Source organism: Alicyclobacillus sp. ALC3, from assembly GCF_028751195.1.
Lineage (GTDB): Bacteria > Bacillota > Bacilli > Alicyclobacillales > Alicyclobacillaceae > Alicyclobacillus_L.
The window spans coordinates 1,632,753-1,658,562 of the sequence record NZ_CP066784.1 but is presented as its reverse complement, the minus strand read 5'-3'; the positions used below and the strand labels follow the sequence as shown (position 1 = coordinate 1,658,562).

The 25,810-nt window shown below is 48.1% G+C and carries 26 protein-coding genes; 18 read left to right on the top strand and 8 right to left on the bottom strand.

Going from position 1 to position 25,810, the window contains the following annotated elements:
* The first annotated feature begins 414 nt into the window (after positions 1–414).
* Positions 415–687: a class I SAM-dependent methyltransferase gene (locus tag JC200_RS24405; RefSeq protein ID WP_443111879.1), complete on the top strand. Its 273-nt coding sequence runs from the start codon at positions 415–417 to the stop codon at positions 685–687.
* 553 nt (positions 688–1,240) lie between these two features.
* A complete protein-coding gene (locus JC200_RS07830; protein WP_274435711.1) occupies positions 1,241–1,621 on the top strand; it encodes a hypothetical protein in 381 nt (126 codons plus the stop codon).
* 87 nt (positions 1,622–1,708) lie between these two features.
* Here the strand turns inward: JC200_RS07830 and JC200_RS07825 are convergent, their stop codons facing one another.
* Positions 1,709–2,680: an inorganic phosphate transporter gene (locus JC200_RS07825; protein WP_274435709.1), complete on the bottom strand. Its 972-nt coding sequence runs from the start codon at positions 2,678–2,680 to the stop codon at positions 1,709–1,711.
* Between the two features lie 21 nt (positions 2,681–2,701).
* A complete protein-coding gene (locus tag JC200_RS07820; protein ID WP_274436495.1) occupies positions 2,702–3,010 on the bottom strand; it encodes a PadR family transcriptional regulator in 309 nt (102 codons plus the stop codon).
* A gap of 207 nt (positions 3,011–3,217) precedes the next feature.
* Here JC200_RS07820 and JC200_RS07815 point away from each other — a divergent pair, with 207 nt between their 5' ends.
* Genes JC200_RS07815 through JC200_RS07805 form a run of 3 tightly spaced genes read left to right on the top strand, consistent with a single transcriptional unit; the run spans position 3,218 to position 4,735 of the window.
* Positions 3,218–3,718, top strand: coding sequence for a Chromate resistance protein ChrB (locus JC200_RS07815; RefSeq protein ID WP_274435707.1), 501 nt, complete (start codon positions 3,218–3,220; stop codon positions 3,716–3,718).
* A gap of 38 nt (positions 3,719–3,756) precedes the next feature.
* Entirely contained in the window at positions 3,757–4,524 is a 768-nt protein-coding gene (locus tag JC200_RS07810) for a COG4280 domain-containing protein (RefSeq protein ID WP_274435706.1), read from the top strand.
* A gap of 4 nt (positions 4,525–4,528) precedes the next feature.
* The gene (locus tag JC200_RS07805; RefSeq protein ID WP_274435704.1) at positions 4,529–4,735 is read left to right on the top strand and encodes a hypothetical protein; all 207 of its coding nucleotides are present in this window, start codon (positions 4,529–4,531) and stop codon (positions 4,733–4,735) included.
* Between the two features lie 246 nt (positions 4,736–4,981).
* Here JC200_RS07805 and JC200_RS07800 read toward each other — a convergent pair whose 3' ends face one another.
* The gene (locus tag JC200_RS07800; RefSeq protein WP_274435703.1) at positions 4,982–6,247 is read right to left on the bottom strand and encodes an MFS transporter; all 1,266 of its coding nucleotides are present in this window, start codon (positions 6,245–6,247) and stop codon (positions 4,982–4,984) included.
* A 938-nt stretch (positions 6,248–7,185) separates the two neighbouring features.
* Positions 7,186–7,713: a DinB family protein gene (locus JC200_RS07795; RefSeq protein ID WP_443111878.1), complete on the bottom strand. Its 528-nt coding sequence runs from the start codon at positions 7,711–7,713 to the stop codon at positions 7,186–7,188.
* 255 nt (positions 7,714–7,968) lie between these two features.
* On the opposite strand from JC200_RS07795, the gene JC200_RS07790 reads away from it, so the two are divergent.
* The 3 genes from JC200_RS07790 (at position 7,969) to JC200_RS07780 (ending at position 9,237) form a co-directional block, all read left to right on the top strand.
* The gene (locus JC200_RS07790; protein ID WP_274435702.1) at positions 7,969–8,211 is read left to right on the top strand and encodes a cytidine deaminase; all 243 of its coding nucleotides are present in this window, start codon (positions 7,969–7,971) and stop codon (positions 8,209–8,211) included.
* Positions 8,212–8,277: 66 nt separating this feature from the next.
* Positions 8,278–8,781 (top strand): arsinothricin resistance N-acetyltransferase ArsN1 family A, encoded by a 504-nt coding sequence (locus JC200_RS07785; RefSeq protein WP_274435701.1) that lies wholly within the window; start codon positions 8,278–8,280, stop codon positions 8,779–8,781.
* 204 nt (positions 8,782–8,985) lie between these two features.
* Entirely contained in the window at positions 8,986–9,237 is a 252-nt protein-coding gene (locus tag JC200_RS07780; protein WP_274435700.1) for a cold shock domain-containing protein, read from the top strand.
* Positions 9,238–9,743: 506 nt separating this feature from the next.
* Here the strand turns inward: JC200_RS07780 and JC200_RS07775 are convergent.
* Positions 9,744–10,079, bottom strand: a complete 336-nt coding sequence (locus JC200_RS07775) for a MerR family transcriptional regulator (RefSeq protein WP_274435699.1) — start codon at positions 10,077–10,079, stop codon at positions 9,744–9,746.
* Positions 10,080–10,119: 40 nt separating this feature from the next.
* Here JC200_RS07775 and JC200_RS07770 point away from each other — a divergent pair, with 40 nt between their 5' ends.
* From JC200_RS07770 to JC200_RS07725, 10 genes are all read left to right on the top strand, one after another.
* Positions 10,120–10,962 (top strand): SDR family oxidoreductase, encoded by an 843-nt coding sequence (locus JC200_RS07770; protein WP_274435697.1) that lies wholly within the window; start codon positions 10,120–10,122, stop codon positions 10,960–10,962.
* A 67-nt stretch (positions 10,963–11,029) separates the two neighbouring features.
* Positions 11,030–11,953, top strand: coding sequence for a ketopantoate reductase family protein (locus JC200_RS07765; RefSeq protein WP_274435695.1), 924 nt, complete (start codon positions 11,030–11,032; stop codon positions 11,951–11,953).
* 751 nt (positions 11,954–12,704) lie between these two features.
* Complete coding sequence (locus JC200_RS07760; RefSeq protein ID WP_274436493.1) at positions 12,705–13,667, top strand: sugar-binding transcriptional regulator; 963 nt, start codon at positions 12,705–12,707, stop codon at positions 13,665–13,667.
* Between the two features lie 134 nt (positions 13,668–13,801).
* Positions 13,802–14,962, top strand: coding sequence for a trans-sulfuration enzyme family protein (locus tag JC200_RS07755; RefSeq protein ID WP_274435693.1), 1,161 nt, complete (start codon positions 13,802–13,804; stop codon positions 14,960–14,962).
* Positions 14,963–14,985: 23 nt separating this feature from the next.
* Positions 14,986–16,620, top strand: a complete 1,635-nt coding sequence (locus JC200_RS07750; protein ID WP_274435692.1) for an APC family permease — start codon at positions 14,986–14,988, stop codon at positions 16,618–16,620.
* A gap of 119 nt (positions 16,621–16,739) precedes the next feature.
* On the top strand, positions 16,740–17,975 hold the full coding sequence (mtnK, locus tag JC200_RS07745) for an S-methyl-5-thioribose kinase (RefSeq protein WP_274435691.1): 1,236 nt from the start codon (positions 16,740–16,742) through the stop codon (positions 17,973–17,975).
* Complete coding sequence (gene mtnA, locus JC200_RS07740) at positions 17,968–19,041, top strand: S-methyl-5-thioribose-1-phosphate isomerase (RefSeq protein WP_274435690.1); 1,074 nt, start codon at positions 17,968–17,970, stop codon at positions 19,039–19,041. The genes mtnK and mtnA overlap by 8 nt, the downstream gene beginning before the upstream one ends.
* Positions 19,038–19,967 carry a transketolase gene (locus JC200_RS07735; RefSeq protein ID WP_274435689.1) on the top strand — a complete coding sequence of 310 codons (930 nt, stop codon included), beginning with the start codon at positions 19,038–19,040 and terminating at the stop codon, positions 19,965–19,967. The genes mtnA and JC200_RS07735 overlap by 4 nt, the downstream gene beginning before the upstream one ends.
* A 2-nt stretch (positions 19,968–19,969) precedes the next feature.
* Positions 19,970–20,977 (top strand): transketolase family protein, encoded by a 1,008-nt coding sequence (locus JC200_RS07730; RefSeq protein WP_274435688.1) that lies wholly within the window; start codon positions 19,970–19,972, stop codon positions 20,975–20,977.
* The gene (locus JC200_RS07725) at positions 20,977–22,125 is read left to right on the top strand and encodes a RuBisCO large subunit C-terminal-like domain-containing protein (protein ID WP_274435687.1); all 1,149 of its coding nucleotides are present in this window, start codon (positions 20,977–20,979) and stop codon (positions 22,123–22,125) included. The genes JC200_RS07730 and JC200_RS07725 overlap by 1 nt, the downstream gene beginning before the upstream one ends.
* A gap of 261 nt (positions 22,126–22,386) precedes the next feature.
* On the opposite strand, the gene JC200_RS07720 is transcribed toward JC200_RS07725, so the two are convergent.
* The 3 genes from JC200_RS07720 to JC200_RS07710 form a co-directional block, all read right to left on the bottom strand.
* Complete coding sequence (locus JC200_RS07720; RefSeq protein WP_274435686.1) at positions 22,387–23,196, bottom strand: 4-hydroxy-tetrahydrodipicolinate reductase; 810 nt, start codon at positions 23,194–23,196, stop codon at positions 22,387–22,389.
* Between the two features lie 84 nt (positions 23,197–23,280).
* A complete protein-coding gene (locus tag JC200_RS07715; protein WP_274435685.1) occupies positions 23,281–24,723 on the bottom strand; it encodes a sodium:solute symporter family protein in 1,443 nt (480 codons plus the stop codon).
* Positions 24,724–24,865: 142 nt separating this feature from the next.
* The gene (locus JC200_RS07710; RefSeq protein ID WP_274435684.1) at positions 24,866–25,645 is read right to left on the bottom strand and encodes a FadR/GntR family transcriptional regulator; all 780 of its coding nucleotides are present in this window, start codon (positions 25,643–25,645) and stop codon (positions 24,866–24,868) included.
* Positions 25,646–25,810 lie beyond the last annotated feature (165 nt).

Genomic DNA, 25,810 nt, shown 5'->3' with positions numbered 1-25,810 from the left:
ACGATATGTCTTGTTATTAGAGCCCAGGCGGCAAGGTGCCTGGGCTCTTGCTGTGGCGCGTTGAAATACAGACATAATTCCCCCAAAGGCTATCGATCCTTACTGCTCCAAGGACAATAGAGGATGCAAATTGGTATAATTGGCCAGGCACATAGGCATGGCGATGAATGGTTGATGGGTAGGCATCAGGTGAACTGGATAATATTATATAATCAAGGGAGGACGTCGTGGCGTGTCCTCGCTCGGACGAGGGTAAAACAGACATAGATAGCGGAAATAGTCTGAGTAAACATGCGCTTGTCATTTGATGATGTCATGTAGCTAACCCGCAGTATTATAGACAGATTAGTTGATGAATTCTGGAGGGGTGTTTGGACATGGTACTTGGTACATTTCTAGCTTGGTTTTTCGGGATTGTCGCGTCTCGCGCCGTTTGCAGAGCAAGTTGTGGGAATTGACCCAGACCCGGAAGCTATTGTGTACGCAAGACAGCGGATTTCTCCAGTATCAAATGTGTCACTTGTAGTCGGTGACTTTCTCACTATGCCCGTCCCGTCCCCGGAGGAGCCTTTTTCTTTGGTGACTTGTGTAGCGACGTTACATCATATGGAACTTAGAAGCGCACCGCCAAAATGCGCCAAGTGCTCGCACCTGGTGGCGTCTCCTCATAGTTGGTCTAGCAGCTGAGAAATCCATTATGGATGTTGTCGCAGTCGGTCTCCTTTCTTTCCCCATCCGTGTCATCGACCGAATTCATGGGGGCATGAAAGATCCAGACGTTCGGATTGTCAATCCGAAGGAATCACTACGCGAGATACGTCAAGTAGGCATGAGGTGATGCCAGAGGCAGTGATCAGACGTCGCTTCTATTACCGTTACTTGCTATCGTGGGACAAACCGAAAGATATAAACGAGTAAAGAAAGCGTAGATAGCAGATTGACTAAGTTGAACAGCCAAGAGAGGTGGCGACACAATCGGGATCTTATTGAAAGCATCACAAGTAAATTTGTGGATTTTATACCCTTCGGAAGGGCGTTCAATGTTTACGCAATCTCCTTTTATTGATATATTTAACATGGATTTGTTTGAAAATGAGTGAAGTGATTGCATAATCGATACATCACCACACTGGGAGCGGTTCTGATTATTTCAAGTGGTTTTGCCATTACAGGTTGTTCAACGCAAACACCCCAAATCAAGTAAGGGACGACATCGTCATCATCGATAAATGTACTGGACTTGAAGCCAGTCGGGAAGCCAACTGTAGCTGAAAAACAGGCAGTATTCAACCGCGTTTGGAAGTTGTTTGATGAGTACTACCCCAGCTTTGCATTTAAGGTCATGAATTGGAAGCAGGCGAAAGCCATTTGCGAACCAAACGCACTAACCGCCGCGCAATGCTTTTGCGCCAATTTCCATCTGGAAAGTACAATACGTACTGAGGCGTGGCGTTATCGGGGCGCGCAGGGGCTGGAACAGGAGGCGTCACTGCGTGTTCATGCAATCCTCCACACGCCGCTTATGTCACAAATGGACAAGGATAGAGATGGAATGACTGTGAAGGATTTTCTCTTCACTTATCAAATGCGGCGTAAAACCCCTTGCTTTAACTGCCTTTAGGCCGCCTTTAGGCATGGGGAGTGGTCATCGATTCGATAAAGAAGGTCTGTTTGATCGTGAGTACAGTCTGGCACAGCCACAGCCGTCTTAAAGTGTGAGCCAAATTCCCACAAGTTTGGTGAGCAGGAAGGCGACCGCAATTCCTGAAATAGGGGCGATAATCCATCCCTTGACGATATTCGATATGGCTTTGAACTCGATTGTTCCGGTGCCTCGCGCGATACCTGCTCCCATCATTGCGCCAACAAGCGCCTGGTTCATAGACGTAAAGAAACCGAATGCGACTGCCAAGAGTACCACTACTGCTTGAACCAGTTGGGCGGCGCTTGCCATCGATAGGTCCACATGCACGATATCAAACGCTACCTTTTTCAATAAAGGTTTACCCCAGGTAAGTACACCAATGAGTAGACCACACCCACCGATAAGTCCAGCAATCCAAACATTGAATAAGTGGGTCATAACGAATACACCTGTAGCATTTGAAACATCGTTAGCACCCATGGTGAAAGAAGCGGCGGCACCAACACTAACGAGAACCACGCTTAATGTCCGAAGTACGCCTGATTGACGGCTCGTCGGATTAAACCCAACAATGCGATCTAGTCCCTGGGTGAATAAATACCCCAATACCAAAGCCAATGGTGGCGCAATAACCCAGATGACAGCAAGTTGCAATATGGTCAACCAGTGAACCGGAATGCCGGCGCCTAACGCAGTTCCTACCACACAAAATACGAGAATTTGAATGGTCGAAGTAGGTATCTTTCGCGCAGTATATACAGTCGTAAGAAGAAACGCTGCCACTACAATTACAAGTGCCGCGACCACAGTGACTTTACTGGCATCAACAATGTGCAATCCTACGGTTGATTCCACGCGATGACTAGCAAACACAGCACCGAGTAACGCCAAAACAGCCATTAGAACAAGTGCTGGCACAAGCCTAATTGAACCTGAACCATAGGGCATTCCCATGCAAGCACCGGTATAATGCGCTCCGATACTCCAAGCGAATGCTAGTACAATGAGAATAAGACTGATAGTCTCAAAGGACACCGGATTTCCTCCATTCAGTTCCTAATCTGAGATTTCCCTAAAAAGTTCGTACGCCTTTTTCCTTGCCTCATCCAGGACTTCTGCTCCAAGTGGCGTTATCGTGTAGTATTTTCGGATTTTACCGTCCACGAGCCGGTCTTCCCTTATCAACAGCTCTTCTTTTTCCATGGTGTGCAACACGGGGTATAGCGTACCTGCGCTCAGGTTATAACCGTGATGTTTAAGTTCCTCCAACATCCACATCCCATAAATGGGTTCAGTTTCGGCGTGATGCAAGATGTGAATTTGTATAAACCCAAGAAATAATTTACGCAGCACACGGTCTTCGATTGTGAATCACCTCATATCGGTTTATGATATCGAAAATCGATATCAATTGTATCATTGATTCAATTGGGGAGCACCAATGCACGTAAATTCCCAATAGCCTTGGTTCATCAATCCCAGCAAAAATGAAACAACTGTTGCGTTTTTATGGGCTGGCGTGATAACCTCGTCTAGGAATCTAATGACCCGTGCCCGGCTAGGAGGCGATGCGTGAAATTGAGTGAGAATATGCTATGGGTTGTATTTTCGTACAAAATTGCGTCCGATACGTCTACCCTTAGAGTACGTGCGTGGCGCATCCTCAAGCGAATTGGGGCACTGTCTATTCAGAGTTCTGTATGCATCGTTCCCGCGACTTCCTTGACAGTGAGGAAACTTAACCAATTGAAAGGGCTCGTCGAGGAAAATGGGGGGCAGACGACCTGGCTTGATGTAACGATAGCCTCTCCGGATCAAACCACATGGCTTGTGGAACAGTTCAACACGGAACGTGCCGAGGAGTATAAGGGGATTGTCCAACTGTGTGAGGCGTTCACGTTCGATCCAGCAGTTTCGGACTTCGAAGCCACATTTGCACAACTAGAGAAGTCACTTCGGAAGATAGTGGCACGGGACTATTTTAACTGCCATGAACGGACGCCCGCTGAGTCTGCTGTAGCCACTCTTAAATGCCGTCTTGATCAATGGCCATTGATACGTACTGACAATTAAATTTGACCTATAGCTTCTAACGAAAAGAGGTGGTCTTGATGGTTGCATTAAACCTGTATGCAGCGCTGGCTAGTTTTCTGGGGACAGGAGTCGAATTTGTCGAAGCGCTGACCATCATTTTAGCGGTTGGAACAATTCGGGGATGGAGGAGTGCTGTTGGGGGTGCTGTCGCCGCGATTGTTGTACTGGCGGCACTGGTGGTAATCATCGGAACGCCACTCGTGCAGATTATTCAAACTCCATGGGTGGCTCTCATTGTCGGGCTGTTTATGTTGCTGTTCGGCATTCGTTGGTTACGCAAGGCTATCCTGAGGTACTCTGGGTTGAAGTCGCTTCATAACGAAGCCGAGAGCTATCAAGATGAAGTTGAAAGGCAGAAGAAGGCAGGACGACGTTCTTCGGGAATTGATCGCTTCGCCTTTGTCACGACATTTAGTGGAACTTTCCTTGAAGGAATGGAAGCGATTTTCATCGTGATCACGATTGGGTTAAGCACAAGCAACATGACATATTCCATCATTGGTGCAGTCGTCTCTATCGTGGTTTTGCTCATAGTAGGCATGTTACTACGAGCACCACTAACAAAGGTCCCGGAAAATACGATGAAATTTGTTGTTGGAATCATGTTAACCAGTTTCGGTGCGTTTTGGGTCGGGGAAGGGCTACATGTTCACTGGGCACAAAAGGATTTATCGATTTTGTACATTGCCGGCTCTCTCCTTGCCCTCTCTTGGATTTTAATCACACGTTCTAGAGCTCAGTTGCAGACTAAGCAAGCCGCTCCATCTGAAACTGTTCGGGGGTGAGAACATGAAAATAGTCAGTACCTTGTGGGGACTGTTGGTCGATGACGGGAGACTTGCCTGGACACTGCTGGTTTTTCTCGTCTTGGCCGCAATCGTTTCTCGCGTGGCTCATTTACCGTTTATCGGAGCCCTGGTGATTTGGCTTGGCCTCATCATCTCCATGGTGTTTTCTGTGGAGCATCAACTAAGGCTTAGACTGAAGTCGAAATGAATTGTTATGAAGACAGGGGGATGAGGCTATTTCTCATTCCTCTTTGCTGTGCCTGTTGAACATGGACTCCTTGCACAACAATGTACCATGACCACGACTCATCTCTTTGTATGGTGCCACGGACTGAAGTGGTACCGAGGTGTAGCTCAATCTCTTTCCCAGAGCGCATGCTATACCAAGCGCCAACTACAATAAGCGATAAATGACGTGCCCCAACCAGAGGCACGTCATCTATTGCTCATTTTTCTAGGCGTTCATGGCGCCTTTGGGATTAACTGCACGCATTACGAACAACGTCAAAATTGTTGAAACGGCAATCAAGCACAAGTTTAAAACCATGGGAAAAGTAAAGTTCGTCTGAAAGAGGGAACCTGCTATCCATCCAACTGGAGTACTTAGCAGGAGAATCAAAGCAGTGACGAAACTGTTTACACGCGCTCGCTCCTCACTTGGGATAACGACCGACATGATTGATTCAGTCAAAGGACCCAAAATGGCAAGGGAAGAAGCCTCACAAATGGCTGAGAGAAACACTATCCATAGCAAGTTGTGTCTGAGCGGTTCCCCAACTAGTAATGCGACTATACCTATTGCGCGAAGACCGAGTCCAACAAAAAGCGGATGGCGGACTGACCGAATGTTAATACGTGGTACAACGAACATGTAAACCACAAGCGTCGTTAGAGAAGACACTAATGGAAACACAGAAAGCATAGCATTGCTCACGTCGTATATGTTTGTGACGAATAGTGACCAGAACGTGCTCTGCACTGTGCTAAAACTGGTCAAAACCGCCATTAACATCACACACAAGAACAAACGTGGTTTACGGAGTTCGGAAACGAATACGCTCCAACCGTGAAAGGTCAGAGTGAGCACTGATTGTCCTGCACACTCTTTGATACGCCGTTTTCCTGTTGAACTCTCGTATGACATGTAATACTGCAGGACAAATCTCATTGTCATCAGTACCATGGCGAAGATGTATATTGCACGCATGGTGGGAACCAAAGTGAACTTGTCGATGAAGATACCGGCTACGGGCGAAACGAACCCCGCAACTAATCCAGTAAAATTAATCAACGTCCATATATTTACCAAACTATCGGTATCACCGTCTTCGACAATGATGCAAGCGAAACAGTTCCCTGTCACTTTCCACATGCTGTTAAAGACCACGGCTAACATAAAATCGAGGTAGCCATGCGCGATTGCCCAAAGCAAACAGGGGATAGTCCAGCTTAGCAGTCCGAACACTAACATCGTCTTGCGTCTACCGTATCTATCAGTGATTGCTCCGGATAATAATGCCCAAACGAGTTGCATGGCGAGTCCAACGCTTACAATCGTTCCAATTTGTTCTCCATGTAACCCGATTGCGACCATGTAAACCGATACGAACGGCATAAACAAGTTGTTGGGGACTGACCAAAGAGGTTCCACAACTACGGCAGTCCTTTGGTTCCCTTTAAGCGAACGCAAAGTCCTCCACAAAGGATGGGCATATTTCATTTTGGGTATCTCCTTTAGTTTATAGTGGCATCAACTCCTTCCAATGAAAAATTACCCGTGAAAGATGCATGGCTGAGGAAAAACACACTCCACATAGTCATGTCTCCAATCCGACCTAGCATCCAACGCTCATCTCCACTGTAGCACTAGTAATGACTGAATCACCATCTATAGTGTTGCTAGAGAAGCCTTGTTCGCACACGGCGGCTGATCTCGAAGAAGGATTCCCTTCCCAGTGTGCATAAATATCTAACGAGGGATTTTCTGGATTGTGTTATTATGGGGCAGTTTAGCCCCATTATCAAGTCATCAACTTCGGTTAAGATGTTACAATGGAGAGAACAACAATAGTGGACGGTGATAAAGATGTTGTGGTCGGAAGTTCGTGAATTATACCCCAACACTTGGGTGATGGTTTCCAACGAACGGTCACATATTGAGGGGGAAACAATATGTCGACGAAGTATCAGTCATTCGAACGTTGAACAGCAGCAGGGAAGCCAAGAAAACGCTTATGGAATGCTCAGGTGATACATTCGTTTACCACATCCTCAACCCCGAAATCGTGATAGATTCTACCGAACCATCTTCTGAGAATTAACCATGCGAATTAAAGAACTGCAAAGCGGCTTGCTTCTGGCACCTATAGAGATTCTATACAACGGATGCCGACTGACGGTCGAAGATGTGGTCTGAGGCAGGCGCTAACCTTTATTTCTGACTCCGATCTGACGTCATGTGCGGGGAGCAACACCCGTGAGCCGATATTGCCTCACGATCATCGTCTTTTGCCGTCTCTGACGTGGATGAGATGGCACGAGAGTGACACAGAATTCACGGTCTGGAGGTGACTCTTTGTCGGACATGAGTGGGGTGCTTACACCAACCGACCCGACGCCAACGCTACCAGCGTGAGTCGGGTCGGCGGAACGCTTGAGTTACAGCGGGAGCCGCCTTCTGATGATGCGGATCTGACCACGATGGTTCACCTCGTCTTCAAAGACGTGAAACCACTTCCAGTAGTTGTTCCAGCTGCGGTGCTCTCCAAGGGATTCTTCGTCCGCCAGCCACTCATCGGTAAGGTTGGCAAACGACGTAAGCGTACGAGAGCGAACCCGATTCAACATGTGGAGGTAATAGGCGAGTTCGTGCCCCTCGATCGCCTTACCTGCTTCACCCAACTCGATGGCTGGCTTCAATTCTTCCTCTTCCTGTGGAGTCATGTCACGCTTCTCAATGGATTGAACATAATACCACGTCTCAACGGCTGCAAAGTGGCTGAGCAGCGCACCAATTGAGTTGGCATTCTCGTCCATTCGGTAGTCAAGTTGTTCAGCCGTCAGACCTTTAACGGCTTCAAGTGTGGTCCACCGGGCATAGTTCATCATGGATACCAATCGCCCGATTTCAGGCGTGTATCCGGGGATTTCTGCGATGTGGTACAGACGTTGCGGGTCAAAGTTCATCGTTGAATCCTCCTGTGTGTCAGAGTAGTAATTGCATTCGACAGGCGATGGGCTGTCCCTCTTCATTGACTAATCTGTCAAATGCTCACGTCGCGGAACTGTTGCACATTAGGAAGAGGAACGCGACGTGTTTCATACATAAATATACAATGTTAGTGAATGACTGTTATGACGCTAGCGGGCAGCATAGTCCCATATAGGTTCTACTAATAACCCTGATACATTTAAATAAATGGATTTAGGAGCCTGGTAAAAGTGGACTTTCAAGAGTTGTATGACAAGGCCGCATCTGTGTTGAATCCTCGTGAACTATCCGAACACGCTCAAGCGGGAACAGTCGCAGCTGCAATCCTAACGGAAAGCGGGAACGTGTATACAGGAGTCTGTATAGATACCGCATGTTCGATGGGATTTTGTGCTGAGCATGCCGCCGCAGCTGCTATGGTGACACAGGGGGAGAATCATGTGGTGTGGGTCGTGAACCTGTTGTTCGCATGATCTATTAATTTTGCGACAACGGAAGATACCTGCAATTAAGATGAAGAGTATGAGAGGGAGAAGAGTATGGAGGTATCAATCCGGCGAGCTGTTCCTGCTGATGGCGAACGTATTGCTGTTATTTACAATCAGGGGATACTGGCACGAACGGCAACATTTGAAACTGAACGACGAACAGCCGAAGACCGTCAAAGATGGCTTGAAGAGAATCAGAACGCTCCTGCGGTAGTGGCAACAGATGATGGTACGGTCATCGGATTCGCATATGCTGGTGAGTATCGCTCCCGTCCATGTTACAGGGGAATTGGCGAGTTTTCGGTGTACGTAGACGAAAGGTTTCGCGGAATGGGTATCGGAAAGAAATTGTTACTCGCCTTGATCAATGAAGCCCAAGACCTTGGGTACTGGAAATTGGTCTCCAGAATTTTTGACTTCAACGTTGCAAGCCGGGAATTGTGTCTTGCTTGCGGGTTTAGAGAAGTAGGCACGTATGAAAAGCACGGTAAGTTAGACGGCAGATGGCTTGATTGCGTCATAGTCGAGAAAATTATCGAGGAGAACATCAATTGAAGAATAGTAGTCTCGATGTTTGACTCAACTTTGAGGCATGATTAAAGTTCAGTTCTTCTTCATGTAACTTGGCGAATATCGAACAGGAATGACTCCCTACAAACTGCATGAGTATTCATTTTGACCTAGGAAGAGCTGTGTCGCTATGGAGCAGTTTAGCCGAATATCGATGAACCTAATTACCTGCGGTACGGAGGTGTTAAAGTGGATAACAGACAGTGGGGCATTGTCAAATGGTACAAGGATGAAAAGGGCTACGGTCGTATCATGTTAGAAGGACGGGATGGGGATCACGTGTTTGTTCATTTCAGCGATATTCAACCAGACCCCGCCAGGTTTCCGAGTGGTTATCGATTTCTAAAAGAGGGTCAGAAAGTTACATTTGACCTTTTGGAAATTCCAACTGCATCAGATTCCCAGCGAAGAACAGCTAAGAATGTACATATTTTGGACTAACGGGGTCTGACTTCACACAAGAGGTTCCTCCAGTCGTGCATATACATGCAGTGACCAGTTTCGAGCTTACTGTACTCTCGTTCAGTAAAACGCAGGGAGGGGCATAATGGAAACAAGCTCCACCCCAGTTGGAAGTAACATCGTGAAATTGCTCAAGATGAGCACGGTTGATTGCCTCTGGATTGGTGATCATTGCTCGGGACTCGTATATTGCTTTGGTCCTGGGTGTCATTAATGACAGTGCTGTTAACTTCATGTAGGTCCAAGTGCTGATAACAGAGTCGCGGCACTCTTGCCGCCTTCGCATCGGGCTCTGCCACAAAATTTGGTGGGAGATTCTCACGATGGGTGACGACCGATATTTCCGTGCTTGAACTTATTGCTGAGGCAGTGCCCTGCGGAAACATCAGCGACATCAGGATTGCAGGTATTGTGAGGAAAGCCCACCCAGCCACCAAAACACCCCTAACAACCTTGTCGACGTAGTTTGGACGACCAAGTGTTGACTATACGCATGGGCGAATTAATTCCAAAATTTCTAAGTCGGTACGAGAATTCGCAACATGATCCTGAAGGATTTCCTTGAGTTCAGCAAGTGAGCAACCTATCCCTTGAAACGTCTTGACGAAGTTCAAACGCTCGACTGCATCGTCCGAATATCTACGATATCTATTCTCCTCTCTCTGAACATGCCGACTGTCCAAAATGCCCTCTTTCTCATAGAAGCGTATGGTGTGGACTGATAACCCAGTCTTTGCGGTTAACTCGAATCCTCGTGAAAATCTCTCCTCGACATGACTTGCGTTAGAGTTAACTCTATAGTTTACACTCCAATTATTCAAGTAACGCTACAAAACTCAACACAATTAGGAGGATGTCATGATGCGTGTTTTTGTCACAGGAGCAACAGGTTATATCGGTTCAGCCGTCGTTTTGGAACTGCTCAATGTCGGTCATCAGGTTGTCGGTCTCACTCGTTCGGATCATGGTGCGGCGATGTTGGATAACCTTGGTGCGGAGGTACATCGAGGTGATCTTGACGATCTCGACAGCCTTCGGAGCGGTGTCGCAGCCGCAGACGGGGTCATTCACCTAGCGTTTAAACACGACTTTTCAGACTTCGCAGGCTCACTTGCATGCGATTTACGCGCGGTACAGGCGATGGGCACAGTTCTCGAAGGGTCGGATAAACCCTACATTACCACAGTTCATGCAAATGGGGAGGCGTCCGACAACGTGGTCTTGGAGCTCGCTAACCGCATGGTACGATCATCGGTTGTGTCGCTCTCCCCGACAGTACATGGCGAGGGTGACAAAGCTTTTGTTCCGACACTAATCAACATTGCCCGTACGAAGGGCGTCTCTGCCTACATCGATGATGGGGCTAATCGTTGGCCAGCAGTGCACCGACTCGATGCCGCGAATCTTTACCGTCTTGCATTGGAAAAGGCACCGGCCGGATCACAGTTATATGGTCGCGCTGAAGAAGAAATCCCGTTTCGTGACATCGCTGAAGTCATTGGCAAACACCTCAAATTACCCGTAGTTAGCATTTCACGTGAAGAAGCAGATGCGCACTTTGGGTTTCTTGGAACGATTGTTGCACTCGATATACCGACCGTAATGCCAGGGTCTTCTGCAGAGACTCGGAGCCTCTTAGACTGGAAACCCAAACAAACTGGACTAATAGCAGACCTTGAAGAGGGTCATTACTTTAACGACTGAGCGACTATAGACCTGAAGAGGTGGCAAAGTTGCCCACGATAAACATTAGGCTACAGGAGGATCTTATATGGATGATGCAAGTATAAAGACACAGTCATCTCTTTCAATTGCCATTCTGGGTGTTGGTAGAATCGGTAGCACCTTCGCGTATCAGCTTTCAAAGGCTGGTCATCAAGTGACTGTCATTGCGCGCACAGGTTCTCTTCGTCTCGAACAGTTACAGCGAGATAATGGTATTGTACTCCACACGGGTGAACGTGCTGAGGTGCGGGTTGCCGACAGTTTGGATGAGCAGACCGTTTACGATCTGGTCATAGTCACAACTCTCGCTCATCAGGTTAATCCGCTTTTGCCTGTCCTACAGCGTAGCAGGGCCAAATGTGTTCATTTCATGTTTGTAAACTTTGAGCCCGAACGATTAAGAGATGCATTAGGTAGGGACCGATGCACATTTGGTATGCCGGCCGTGATGGCCACGCTCGATGAGGCGGGAAGGCTCAAACCAACGATAAATTCAAGGCAGAAGACCATGCATAGCGATCAACGTTGGGTCGATCTTTTCAGCGATGCGGGAGTACCTTCGGTTTTGGAAACAGAAATGTTGCTTTGGCTGAGTTGTCACGTTCCATTTACGGTTGCCATGGAAAGCGTATCGGTGGCTGGACACCGACGTGGTGGCGGCGCAACGTGGGTGGAGGCAATGAACGGTGCACGTGGCATGCATGCAGGTTTCACTATCGTGAAGCGACTAAAGTCTCGCCTGTACCCGCGTTCGAAATCTGTAATGGCTTCCCTTCCCGTATTTCTGATTGCACTTCTGCTATGGTTCGTTTCTCGCATTGCGCCCATGCGCGAGCTGATGGCAACCGGATTGAATGAATGTCGAGCGCTAGCCGATAAGATGGCGGTTGCATCGGATAAAATGAAACCAACTTTACCATCAGCAACACAGGCTGTCCTAAAGATGAAGCCTGTAGAAGAAAGCGGGTGAAAAGTCATTGCTAGGTGAGCGTTAAAATCGATTGGATGTTTCGCAGTAGCAAGTCTCGCGAAGATATTTCAGAGACTTGCTATTCTTTACGAAGTCTACCATCAAGGTACTTAAACATACGGCGGCGTTAGTTCAACAGTGAACCCTGAACGGAGTGCATAAATATTTGTTTTTTGGCACATACATCCAAACGGCTTGTCCCGTGTGTTTATCTAGTCAAGTCGGCGGATGGAACCAGTAGGTCTGAATTCTGACCCGTCTAGTTAAACCGGAACTGTCGTTGCAGTTCTCCATCGTATTCCAGCCGTGTCTCCTTGAGTCTCATGACAGTTCCCCCTGAATCACTAGGTTGACGATGTGATCGTCGATGATCCGAGATCCGAGATCCGAGATCCGATACCGGGTCTGTGCCCCGTGCATGAGGCAGTGTGTGCACACTCTGTTGATCAGACGTGCAGCACCGCTGGAGAACCGATAGGTTTCATCGTGGCCATGTCCGCGAAAACGTCATGACAGTCTCCTGCGTAGGTGAGGGACCGACGAATGTGCTGGGCCACTTCGGACCGGTCGTAGAGCGGCAATTTGCACTGGATGTCAATGGTCTACCGTCTTCAATTCCGTATTCAAAATGAGACGGTTGACGCTCAGTATGGCCAACCGTTTCTTTTGACTTAATTGAATAAATTGAAGGTTGACACATATCAGGCAATGTGCGAAACTCTGGGTGTCAGAATGAAAAATCGTGCAGGAGATGAACAAAATTTCAGGTCAAGACGAAGAATTGCTTGTTCGAGTTGCTTGGGAATACTACATAAACCAGTCGAGCCAAGCAGAGCTCGCCGAAAAAATGGGGATATCTCGCCCTACGGTGAGCAGGCTGATCAAACGAGCTCGAGAATCAGGGATTGTCAATATATCCATTAACTCTGATTTTGGACCTTGTATTGAATTGGAAGAACGGTTAAAAAGCAAATTCAACATAAAGTATGCTGCTATCGTACCAACCGGAAAGCTGAGCTCGGTCGATGTGTATGGTGCCTTGGGACATGCGGCGGCTCGCTATGTCAACAGCAACCTTAAGCGTCTACGGAGCATTGCTGTTGGTTGGGGTAGAACGATTGCTAGCATCCCGTCCCATGCGAGGATCGATCCCGGTGTGACTGAGCACTCTCTCACCGAGGTTGTAGAAATGATTGGTAACTTTACGTCAACCGGGAAAAGTCTGCACTCCTTGCGATTATCACTAAATTTGGCGCAGGCTTACGGAGCGACAGCCTCGGTGTTAAGTGCACCAGCGTTGACGGTCGATGCTGCAACTTGTGAGACTTTAAAATCACATACACAAATTAAATCGGTGTTTGATAAGGCCCGACAGGCAGACTTGGCGATTGCAAGTCTAGGTACCGTCGACAAATCCTCAACGTTGTTTCGATTGGGTTTGCTTAACGATGACGAGTTTGAGGAATTGGTTCATCTCGGGGCTGTGGGCGAAGTTCTCGGAAGGTTCTTTGACGGAAGCGGGCGCGCGATTCCTACATCGCTTGATGATCGACTTGTTGGTTTAACACTCGAGGAACTGGTTCGCATTCCCGCAGTCATGATTGTGGCGAGCGGAGGACAAAAAGTCCGTCCCATTCGTGCAGCCTTAGAAGGGGGGATTATCACTCACCTAGTGACAGATGAAAACACTGCTATCGGTGTGCTTGAAACTTAACAAGATAGGCAGCATTTGATTCGCGGTCAGTAAATCGGCATTTATCCTGCTGAAGTTAGTAAATTTAGCGATTGAATCATTTTGGTCTTCAGTAGATAACTCTTACCGTGTAAAGATAGGAGTGAACTTCACCTGTGGACATTTATACCAAAGCCGTAAAACCATCCGACATTGAAATTCCTAAAAATTCTGTTGCGGACCCAATTTTCCAGACATCGGTCTATTCATTTAAAGAAATTGATGAGGTTGATGAACTGTTAGGCGGACAAAGGGAGGGATATTCCTATACACGCGGTGGAAATCCCAATTACGATGGACTTGCTCAATTTATAGCTTCCTTGGAAAATGCGGAACGAGCTGTTGTGACATCGTCAGGAACAGCTAGTCTTCTCGCTGCCATTTTGGCTCTACAACCCAAACCATGTACGATTTATCTGCCGCGAGAAATATATGGAGGAACTGTAGGGATTTGTCGTCGGATTTTAGGACCAATGGGATATAACACGCAGTGGGTGGATACGCACAACCTTGAAAGTCTGCGTAACTCCCTTAGTGAATCACCATCCATATTAATTGCCGAAAGTATTTCTAACCCCCTTGGACGAGTGAGTCCGCTCAGGGACGTTATTGAAGTTGCCCATAGCGCAGGTTGCCTAGTAATCGTAGACAACACGTTCGCTACGCCGTTTCACGCAAACCCACTTGAATGGGGGGCAGACCTAATTGTGCACTCCGCCACTAAATTTATCGGCGGTCATAGCGACGTAGTCCTAGGATTGATTGCGGGTTCTGCCACCACGATTAGGGTTGTTCAGGAAATTGTAGATGTTGCTGGTTTTACTCCGGATCCATTTGCGTCTTGGCTTGCTTTACGTGGGGCACGTACACTCGCCCTCAGAATGGAGCGTGCGAGTCAAAATGCGCTAACACTCGCCAGCACACTGGAAGGAATGCGCGGAGTTGACAGAGTGTACTACCCAGGACTCCGTTCACATCCAGACCATGATATAGCGAAGGACTTACTCGGTCGTGGATTTGGCGCCATCATTTCATTGTCGTTGAAGGGAGGATATAACGCGGTTCAGGAGATGATTCATAGACTTGAGTTGGTTCGATTTGTTCCCAGCCTTGGGGATGTTACGACTACACTGTCACATCCAGTTGTCGCATCCCACAGAGAACTTTCAGAAGAGGAAAAACAGATTGTAGGCATTGACCCGAGCATCGTGAGACTGTCAATTGGTATTGAAACGGTTGGAGATATTATCCACGATTTCGAACAGGCTCTTTCTTAACTTACACTTGGGGGGCGAAGTGATTGAACGGGAAATTACGTAGAGATCTCACCTTGTACGATTTTATGATGATCAGTGCGGGAGCAGTTTTAGGATCCGGCTGGCTCTTTGGAGCATTTTATAGTGCTCAGTATGCTGGCCCTGCAGCGATTGTGGCCTGGATCATTGGTGGTCTTCTCATGATGATCTTAGCACTTCCATTAGCCGAAATAGCATCTGGATTTCCGGAAGCTGGGTCCATGGTGCGGTATCCATCTCTGAGCCACGGTTCGTTTCTCTCAGCATTACAGGGGTGGTCACTACTCTTTGGATATGGATTATCTCCTGCAATTGAGGCTGAGGCATCGGTACAGTATGCGGGAGGGTATATTCATGGACTATATAATGGCACAACATTGACCTCTGCGGGTCTCGGTGTAACCGCATTCATGGTCGTAATTTACTTCGTGATTAATTACTTCGGAGTTCGACTGTTTGCAAAATCGAACAGTGTCATTACGACCATAAAGTATTTGGTTCCAATACTTACGATGGTAGTACTCCTCATCACAGGTCTGACACACGGGGGCGGGGCAAACCTTTCTTCGGCGTCACCCGGAGGTTTTATGCCTTTTGGATTTCGTGGGGTACTCGTTGCTATCGCCGTTGGCGGCATCTACTTTTCGTACACAGGGTTCCGGCAAGCAATGGACCTAGCTGCGGAAGGGAAAAATCCAAAGCGCGATGTCCCGAGAGTCATGATCACAGTCTTGTTGCTAGCCATCATTTTGTATGTACTGTTACAAGTTGCCTTCATTGTTGCGCTAAGGCATGGAGATCTAGCTCATGGTTGGGCACGTTTGAATTTCTCATCGCCGTTTGCGCAGTTAGCTCTAGCTCTCAATATCGGATGGATGGCGGCTATATTGTATGGCGATTCGGCCCTCTCTCCTTTTGGGAATGGTCTGGTATATTTCGGGTCCGCAACACGACTCCTGTTTGCGATGCCAAAGAGTGGGTATGGGCCAAAATGGGCGAGGAGACTGAGTAAGCGTGGAGCCCCTGTACCTGCGATGGTAGTCGTGTTAGTGATGAGTTTGTTGTCATTGTTACCATTTCCGGCTTGGGGACAAATGGTGGGGATACTGTCATCCGTAGGTGTGATGAGCTATGCACTGAGTGGGGTTTCGGTTGCAGTTCTAAGACGAACGACACCAACGACGGACCGTCCATTTTCACTAAAAGGGCATATTCGTTGGATTGGACCCGTGGCGTTCATCGTGGGAACATTGATTTTCTACTGGTCAGGTTGGCCACTCGTTTGGCAGGTTGATGCCATTAATGCGGGGGGTGCCGTAATCTACTTTATCTATCGGCGAGTTAACAAATTGTCTATCGCCGATGTAAAAGCCGGGTTGTGGTTTGCTATTTACATGGTGATATTAGGTGTGATGAGCTACATAGGGTCGTTTGGGAAGGGCCGTGGTTGGCTGCCATTTCCTCTCGATACCGTCGTAGTAATCGTAATCGGGCTAATTTTCTACTATTGGGGTGTTGCTTCAGGTTTTCGTACCCAGGATGTCATCGATTATGAGAACGGTTTGAACAGAGATTTCATCGAAGAGGACATCGAACGTCAAAGAACCGGAACAACTGATGGTGAAAATCTAAGTATTTAATTTGTATATAGTAGTCATAATGTTTAAATTAATTCCAATTTACTAGGCTGGTAGGCCGTTGATTGTCCAATGACGTTGTATAAGCGGTAGATGGAATGCGGAGGAAAGGACAGGATATCATGTCGTATACACCACTCACAGAAGCGTCGGTTGTGACTTACGTCAGAAGGACTGGAGTTGCTACTGAGCTTTTCGGTGATGTGACAGATATTGTAGCTCAAGATTTGGCTGACGGAAACGTGAACCTAGTTTTCCGCGTCTACAGTGCTTCGGATCCGGTTCGAAAATCTGTCATCGTCAAGCAAGCCTTGCCTTATGCACGAGCTGTCGGCAAAGAATTCAAGATGCCTCTTGACCGCACTCGCATCGAAACAGAGGTATTGAGATTGCAAGCGCAATTTGCTCCTGACCAGGTGCCTAAGGTTTTTCACTTCGACGAGGAAATGCACTTGGTAATGATGGAGGACTTAAATCAACACCGGATAGTTCGAACCGGGCTTATTGACCATATCCGATATCCTAAGTTTGCTAAGGATATAGGTATTTTCGTCGCTCGAACGCTCTTCTATACTTCTGATTTGTACTTGTCTTCTGAGGAAAAAAAGGGCATGGTCGTCAAGTTCATGAATCCGGGGTTATGCAAGGTCACAGAAGACCTAGTCTTCACGCATCCTTTTTCCAATCATCCAGAAAACAGGGTGAATCCCCTGCTTTCCAGGCATGTTCGGGAATTGCGCAGCAACACAGCTTTGGTAGCCAAGGTGAACCATTATAAGACACTGTTCATGACCCAGGCACAAGCTTTGATTCATGGCGACTTGCATACCGGTTCCATTATGGTGAATCAAGATGAAACGAAAGTCATTGACCCTGAGTTTGCCTTCTTCGGCCCAATGGGTTTTGACCTTGGCGCGCTCATTGGCAACTTGGCGCTAAGCTACGTTTCCCAAGAATGTCACATACAGGATGCGGCGGAACGCGTGAGTTATCAGAAATGGTTACTGGATACAATTTCGCAAATATGGCATACATTCGAAGATGAATTCCTGGCTTTGTGGAATGACCATGCGGTCGATTGGAAAAATGGGCAGTTTCAGAAGGAGTACGTATGGCGTTTGCTGCAAGAAACAGCTGGCTTTGGGGGCACCAAGATGATGCGCAGAATTATCGGTCTGGCGCATGTCGCGGATATGGAGAGCATTGCGGACGAGAACGCACGCGCAAAGTGTGAGAGTCTGGCACTGAATATTGGCTCATCGTGGGTGATGGCTAGTGGTTCCATCCGTCACATTGACGATTTACTCAGCATGATGACGCAGGCAAGACCAAGTATTGGAGATGACTCACATGACTGAGTACCACAGTCTTCAATGGACTGGTGATAGTCTCGTGCTGCTGGACCAACGTCTGTTACCCCACACAGTGAAGTATGTCGATATCAGGAGTTATCAGGAATTAGCGGAGGCTATCAAAACCATGATGGTACGGGGCGCACCGGCAATTGGTGTCGCTGCGGCTTACGGTCTTGCACTTCCTGTGGCCAACATTGAGTTCGCCGATATCGACAGCGCGCTGGCAGAAGTGAGACGGGCCGCTGCATATCTCAGAGTATCCAGGCCAACAGCAGTGAACTTGCATTGGGCAATTGAGAGAGTCATGACCCGAGTGGAGAATTTGGTTTTCAGAACCGTCCACGAATTGGAAAATGCACTTGTGGATGAAGCAAACGCTATGGCTAGTGAAGACGTACAAACGAATCGGGCCATTGGCAAATTTGGAGCCGACCTCGTTCCGGAGACGGCAACCGTGATTCATCACTGTAACACGGGGGCTCTCGGCACTGTCGACTACGGAACCGCACTTGGTGTCATCCGTACAGCGCATGAACAAGGGAAGAAGGTTCGCGTCTTTGTGGATGAAACTCGTCCGCGTCTTCAGGGATCACGACTGACAGCGTGGGAACTTACACAGTTGCAAATCCCCTTTACCGTCATTGTCGATGGGGCAGCAGCCTACATGATGAAGACCGAGGGGGTCGACTTATGCGTCGTCGGGTGTGACAGAGTAGCAGCCAACGGGGATGTGGCTAACAAGATAGGCACCTATCATCTGGCGCTTGCAGCATATGCCCACGGTGTTCCATTTTACGTGGCAGCTCCGTTAAGTACAGTGGACCTGACGAGATTGTCCGGTGAAGAAATTGAGATTGAGGAGAGGGCAGCAAAGGAAGTCAATCACATGGGTGAGACTTGTGTGATGCCGGAAACGTACCCCGTGCGAAACCCGGCGTTTGATGTAACACCTGCAAAATTCATCACAGGTCTCATCACAGAAAAAGGCATCATCTATCCGCCTTTCGACGACGCTCTCAAGCGGTTCAAGGAAAGTCAGGTGCATATGCATGGGGAGGATAACCAATGACAGACGGGCTTGACGTCGATACGACTGAGGCGCTCACGAGGAAAACCGCTCACGGGATCCGCAAAAGAGTACTTGAGCACACTATTAAAAATGGGGGTGGATATCTTAGCCAGGCCTGTTCGGCTGCTGAAACGCTGGCTACTCTTTATACCAGAGTATTAAACATTGGGCCGAGTGCAGGGCCGAGAGTGCCGATACCGTTTCCGGGTGTGCCGGGGGCAGATAACCCAGATTACTTCACGGGCGGCAACTATAACGGAGAAAGGTCCCCTGAGTACGACCGTTTCTTTTTCTCACCCGCCCATTATGCTCTCGTGTTGTACGCTACGCTAATTGAAACAGGGCGTATGTCCGAGTATGGCTTAGCGCAGTTCAACCGGGATGGTAGTACGGTAGAGATGATAGGCGCAGAGCACTCCCCTGGCATGGAATTTACAACTGGCTCACTGGCGCAAGGCCTGAGTCAAGCGATGGGAGTAGCCATGGCGCGTAAGCTACGCGGCGATTCGGGTAAGTGTTGGGTGTATATGTCAGACGGTGAATTCCAAGAAGGGCAAACGTGGGAGACGTTCGAAGGTCTGTCATTTTATAAAATGGATAAAATCGGCATATATGTGGATGTAAATGGGCAGCAGTGTGACGGTCGGATGAAGGATGTCATGGACCTTGGTAACATCGGGGATAAACTTCGCGCATTTGGGGCCACGGTTGTAGACGTAGACGGACATCATATCGATGAGCTCGAAGCAGCTTCCAAAGCTTTCGAGAAGGACAAACCGCTTGTGATACTGGCACATACCAGCCCGTATCAGGGGATTGATCAATTGAAAGACAGGGCACCAAAATTTCACTATTTCAGATTTCGAGATAACGATGAAATGGAACTCTACAAAGGAATCCTAACGAGAATGGCTCAGGAGGTCTGAACATGGAACTGCTATCAAAGGTGCATGCGAAGCACTTCTTGGAATGGGTGAAAGACCGCCCTGAGGTCGTCGTAATGTCAGGCGACTTAACAAGTTCTACGGAAATCGATTTGTTCCGAGATACCTACCCCGGACGGTTTTATTCCATGGGGATGACGGAGCAAAATATGATGAGTATGGCTGGTGGCATGGCGCGGGAGGGCTATACACCCTTTGTGCATACATTTGCCGTTTTTATGTACCGAAGGGCGTTAGACCAAATTTCCATGTCGATTGCCTATCCGAATCTTCCTGTCCGCATGGTGGGTTTTCTTCCGGGTATTTTGACTCCGGGTGGAGCAACCCATCAAGCGATTGAGGATATAGCCATTATGAGGTCGCTGCCCAACATGACGGTGCTTGAGACGGGTGATGCAACAGACGTGGAGTCTGTCTTGGATGTTGCGCAAGCGATTCGCGGTCCTGTGTATATCCGAATGCTCAGAGGAGAAATTCCGAGGCTATTCCCAATTGACGAACCGATGCAGTTCAACCACGCGCGACGCCTATCCACCGGCAGCGACATCACGCTTATCACCTCAGGCATTTGTACTGAGGAAGCCATGCGCGCGACGGCGGTTTTGTCGGAACGGGGTCTGGGCATTGAACACCTTCATGTGACGACTCTGAAGCCGTTTTCGGATAAAGCAGTTGTAGAAGCAGTAAAGAAGGCCGAGTACGGCGTCATCACTATGGAAAACCACACGGTGCTTGGTGGTCTCGGTACAGCCGTTGCTGAAGTAATGGCGGAGAACGGTGTCGCAAAAAGATTATTGAAACTAGGTATTCAAGATAAGTACGCGCACGGGGCCAGTCCGCGCTATTTGATGAGAGAATACGGCTTGGATGCCATCAGCTTAATTCACGCTGTAGAGAGACTGACGAATCAGACATTGGACATCAAGGAGGAAGAGTTGGCAGATGTTCGACTAGATGCGGTTCACAGTGATTCGAAAGCGGAGGCGTTGTAATGGTACCCAACCATGTCACACTCCAGATTTCCGGGCACAGGTTTCACGTAACGTATCAAGTGCGGGGCACGGTAGAGACTGTCGAGGCCATAGCAGAGGCAATCTGTGTGGAACAAACCGTGGAATTCCCACGCGACTTGCTGCCCGAAGGTGACATAGAAGCGCAAATTGTCGGTCGGGTCGAAGCCATGCATCAAGTCGATGAGGCGCACTGGAACATAACAATTTCGTATGCAAGCGAGGTCACAGGTGGGGAACTGGGCCAACTCATTAATGTCGTTTACGGGAATGCAAGTATCTTTCCAAGTGTTCGGATAACCGGACTCGTTCTGCCGGCCCACCTGTTGGAAAGCTTTCGCGGTCCTCGGTATGGGCGTGAAGGACTCCGGTCCCTCTTGGGTATTCATGACCGACCGCTATTGTGCACTGCGTTAAAGCCGATGGGACTTTCTTCAGAAGAGTTGGCCTCCCTGGCCTACGAATTTGCCGCAGGTGGAATTGATATAGTCAAGGACGACCATGGTCTCGCCAACCAGCCCTTCTCTCAGTGGACAGAGAGAGTGCGTCTCTGTTCGAGTGCGGTAGCGCGCGCAAACGCAAAAACAGGCCGCAATACCATTTATATGCCGAGTGCGCTTGGTACGTCCATGTCCTTGCAGGACAAGGCACTCTTGGCCAAATCTCACGGCGCAGGTGGCATCTTGGTTCCGCCTGGTATCGTTGGGTTTGACGCTGTCAGTCGCTTGGCGGATGATGATAGTTTTGGACTTCCCATTATGAGTCACCCGTCATTTCTTGGGAGTCATGTTACAAGTGCGGAACACGGCATTAACCACGGCATTTTGTTTGGGCAGTTGATGCGCTTGGCGGGCATTGATGCAAGTGTCTATCCGAATTACGGTGGCCGATTCTCCTTTACTATGCAAGACTGCAGGGATATTGCGGACGGCACGGCGGTGGTAATGGGCAGTATCCGCAGCATTTTTCCCACGCCAGGTGGCGGAATGACATTAGACCGCGTTCCTGAGATGTTACAGATGTATGGAAAAGATGTTATTTTGCTGATTGGCGGGGGCCTCTTCCGCAACGGTTCAGTCACATACAACACACAAAAATTTCTCGACATGATACAGGGCAAGGAACAATAGCATGGTCTAAAGACAACGGAGATTTCCGCCTTCCTTCGACGGCAGAGCCATATGAGAAAATCGGACAGTAGTCGAACTGCAGCGATTGTTCGCTCCATCCGGATTTCAATGGTTCTGCTCTCGGTAACTTGACCGATAAATTGAAAGGCGCTCCTTGACCTCGAAGTTCCGGCTTCTGCTGTGGACGTAACACCAGCGCCCAATCTGAAGTGTTCACGGTGCACAGGCGTTTCTATGAGAAAGCCGATTTTTGTGATCAGATTAGGTATCGAATTCGTCAGGTAGCAATTCAATGTCTATTTCATGTTCGTTCTTGCTGAATGCTGCACCTGAAGCATCCTTGAATGAAGCGAGGTCCCTAAATACCCCTGATACGCCGTCACAATTATTTAAAACATATGTCACCCCTAAACCAAAGGTTTCTGGGTTGGTGACCTCGTGTTTAATCGATAATACTTGTTCATGCATAGTGGCATGGATTTCGTGGCGCGATACTGTACCGGAGACACGTAGAGAGTGGATAGGTACCAGTCCCTGCTCAGAAGTGCTCAACTGCTTTTGTATAAAAAGAGCGGTACCTGAGGGTATGTCCTTCTTCGTCACGTTGTGAGTCTCAAAAATCTCTATGTGCTCTGGTCCGAACAGCGTTGAGAGCTTTTTTGCAAACTGAGTTAATGCGACAATACCGAGTGAGAAATTACTTGAAATGAGAGCAAATGATTGTTCGTTCGTAAGTCTGAATGCCAAGTCTTCTAAGAACCCTTCCGGAATCCCTGTCGTTCCAACAACGAGTTTCAAACCCAATGTTGCGGCGTCCGACAAATTGCGTTGGGCAGATTCTGCCGTAGTAAAGTCCACGTAAAAGTCCGCAGAATTCACCTCGGATAGAGTATAGAGATCTGGAAATATGAGGCGATCGTCCGGTTTGTTGTATAGAACTTCTCCAATACTGTTTCCTGCGGACAGTTTTCCAACGGCGGCGACAAGTTTGAGGTTGGGGTCAGCGTCGATGCATCGTGCTACAGCGATTCCAGTGTGGCCAGTTATGCCGCCCATTATTATTCTTTTCATGTTTATCCCTCCGTTAGTATGCATGAATTGAAAGGTATCCCGCGATAGCGAATGAGGGATACCTTTCAATGTTAGGCAATGGGATTAAGATTCGACGGGGACAGATCCTAAGGCTTGTCGATCTGCTTCCGTTGTGCTTCCCCTTGTGAACAAGGATACAACAATAGTAGCTACGACAGCAGCACCGAAGCCCACGAAGATATTGACGCTGACGGCCAAAACAGCGCCGAGTACGAGCCCCACACGTGCGCCCCATGCACTAACCCGACTGTTTCTAAATCCTTCTTCAAAGCGCTTTGAGTAGTCCATTTTCCATAGCAATCCAACAATCAACACGGGAACCACGCTGCCACCGAGCAAGGTATACGCCTCTGAAAACAATGCTATGATGTTGCTTGCATACATGGCCGCCAATGCGCCAAAGGCACCGATAACAACGGTCATAAGTTTAGCCCAGCGGAGCATCGACCTATCGGACATTTCAGGTGAAAGAACCTTGAAGAAGTCGTTGATGAGTATCACAGCTGCAGAATTTAAATTTGATGCCGCAGCACCGTTCGCAGCGATTAAGACGAGAGCAAAGACAGCTACCGTAATTGAAACCGGGACCTCATGGCTCATCAGCCATGGCATGGCTAGACTTGGACTAAGTACTGGGTTCAAGGCTTTGGCAACCATCCCGACCACGGCTGTGGCCGCAACAAATATCACCGCGATACTGCCAGCAATAATCATACCGGTTCGGGCTGTCTTGCCGTTCTTTGCGGCGAAACAACGTTGCCAGTATATTTGTGCGGTCATAACACCGAGTAGGCCCGTGACAAACGCAGTAATAGTTTGGGGATCAAACTTGAACTTCGTCAGTGAGGATGCGCCGACGGCCGCTAGGCGATGGTTTAGATATGCCGGACTAAAGTGAACAAGCGAGAATACTGAACCGTAGTACACCAGCCCCAGCAAGACTACTAACATTCCAATCAAGAACTCGACCCTCGCCACTGCATGCATGCCGCCCATGTAGGTCCATGCAATGAAGAGGGCTGTAAAGAAGAGAATAATATACGTCGGATTCACACCTGTGAATTGGTGAAATAGCAATCCCATCCCCAGACCTTGACCACCAATGTAAGCAATCATTAAGGACAACATTAGAATTCCGATGATGATTCTGGATACCTTGTCTCGCAGAATCAAATCGTGCATCATTTCTCCCAGTGTTTTGTACGCGAACCGACCTGCAAATCCAGCAAATATCAAGGCAAATGCTATTTTAGAACCTTGCTCCCCAAGTACAAACGCTAGCTGATTGTAACCTACTTCAAATCCATTTGTAGCTTCACCGACAAAATTCCCTGCTCCCATGATTGTGGACAAATCAGTAAACATCACCAAAAACAAAGGTAGCGTCGCTCCACCTACGGCGTAGGCGGCGAAATTTTTACCTGCTTTGCCGCGTACAGTCCAAGCGACACTCAGAAATACGATTGCAAATACGACGGCGATTATCCAAGCTGTGGTTGAATTCATTGGCCCGACTCCCCTCCAATGTACCTGTTCCTGAATTTTGCGTTTAATGACTCGATAGACGAAATTATATAAAAATTTCAACCCGGACTTGGGACTGACGAAGGATGTTGGTATATGTAAAACTCCAGGATGTCCTGGAGTGTCAATGGCCTGACGTATAACGGCTAATATCATTAAGGACTTCACTGATATGTTCGTACATCAAGTCCCGGGCTCGCGCTTCGTCACGCTGGAAAATCGCTAGAGCGATGTCGTTGTGTTCTTTGAATCCCCTGCTTCTCAAAGATCTCCGCATTTCAATGAAGACTGGGAAATATGGCTCAGCACTCTTAAGCAGACGTAAGGCCGCTGCCAAGGCGGGGCTGTGGGCGCTCTCAGAAACCGCTAAATGGAAGTTTGCATCTGTCTCAGCTAGAATAAATCTTTCGCGTTCTTCTGCTTCTGTGGAATCGGTCGGCATTGTCTGTAATAGCTGTTCGCGTGCTTCTAGTGTTGCAGTAATTCTTTTTAAGTCGTTCTTGTTGGCTCGTAGAGCCGCGAGACGAGCGATTTCCGGTTCAATAAGCCTACGAGCTTTCAATAGATCAATTAGATATTCAGGATCGGCTGCTTTATAGATTTGTAATAAGTCGTTTACGTGAGACCAGCTTTCATCCTGCTGCTCTAATTTTAACAACCTCGATTCACCAGTTGGGCTAAGAGTTCTTCCTTGTTTTCCATGGTCCTCAAGAAGTCCTAAGCCACTAAGTTCACTTAACCATCTCCCCGCAGTGGCTTCGCTAAAATCAATGCCGTGCTGCAGTAGTTGTTGGCGCAAAACTCTACTTCCCACAGGTCTATCCAGGCGTGATATCACCTGCAGTATACGCAGTTCGTGTACTTCCTTTACCGTGATAGGATGTTCCCTTTTGAAATTAGGCACGTCGTTAACTCTCCTCACAACTACAGATGAGAATATTGTAGGGCACTCATATTGTTCATCATGGATGAATAACACGGTATACACAAATACATGGTATTCCTTAACTCATTGATTAATTCATATATTATTGCTCAACAAAATATTTTGCAAGGGAGGATTTCATTA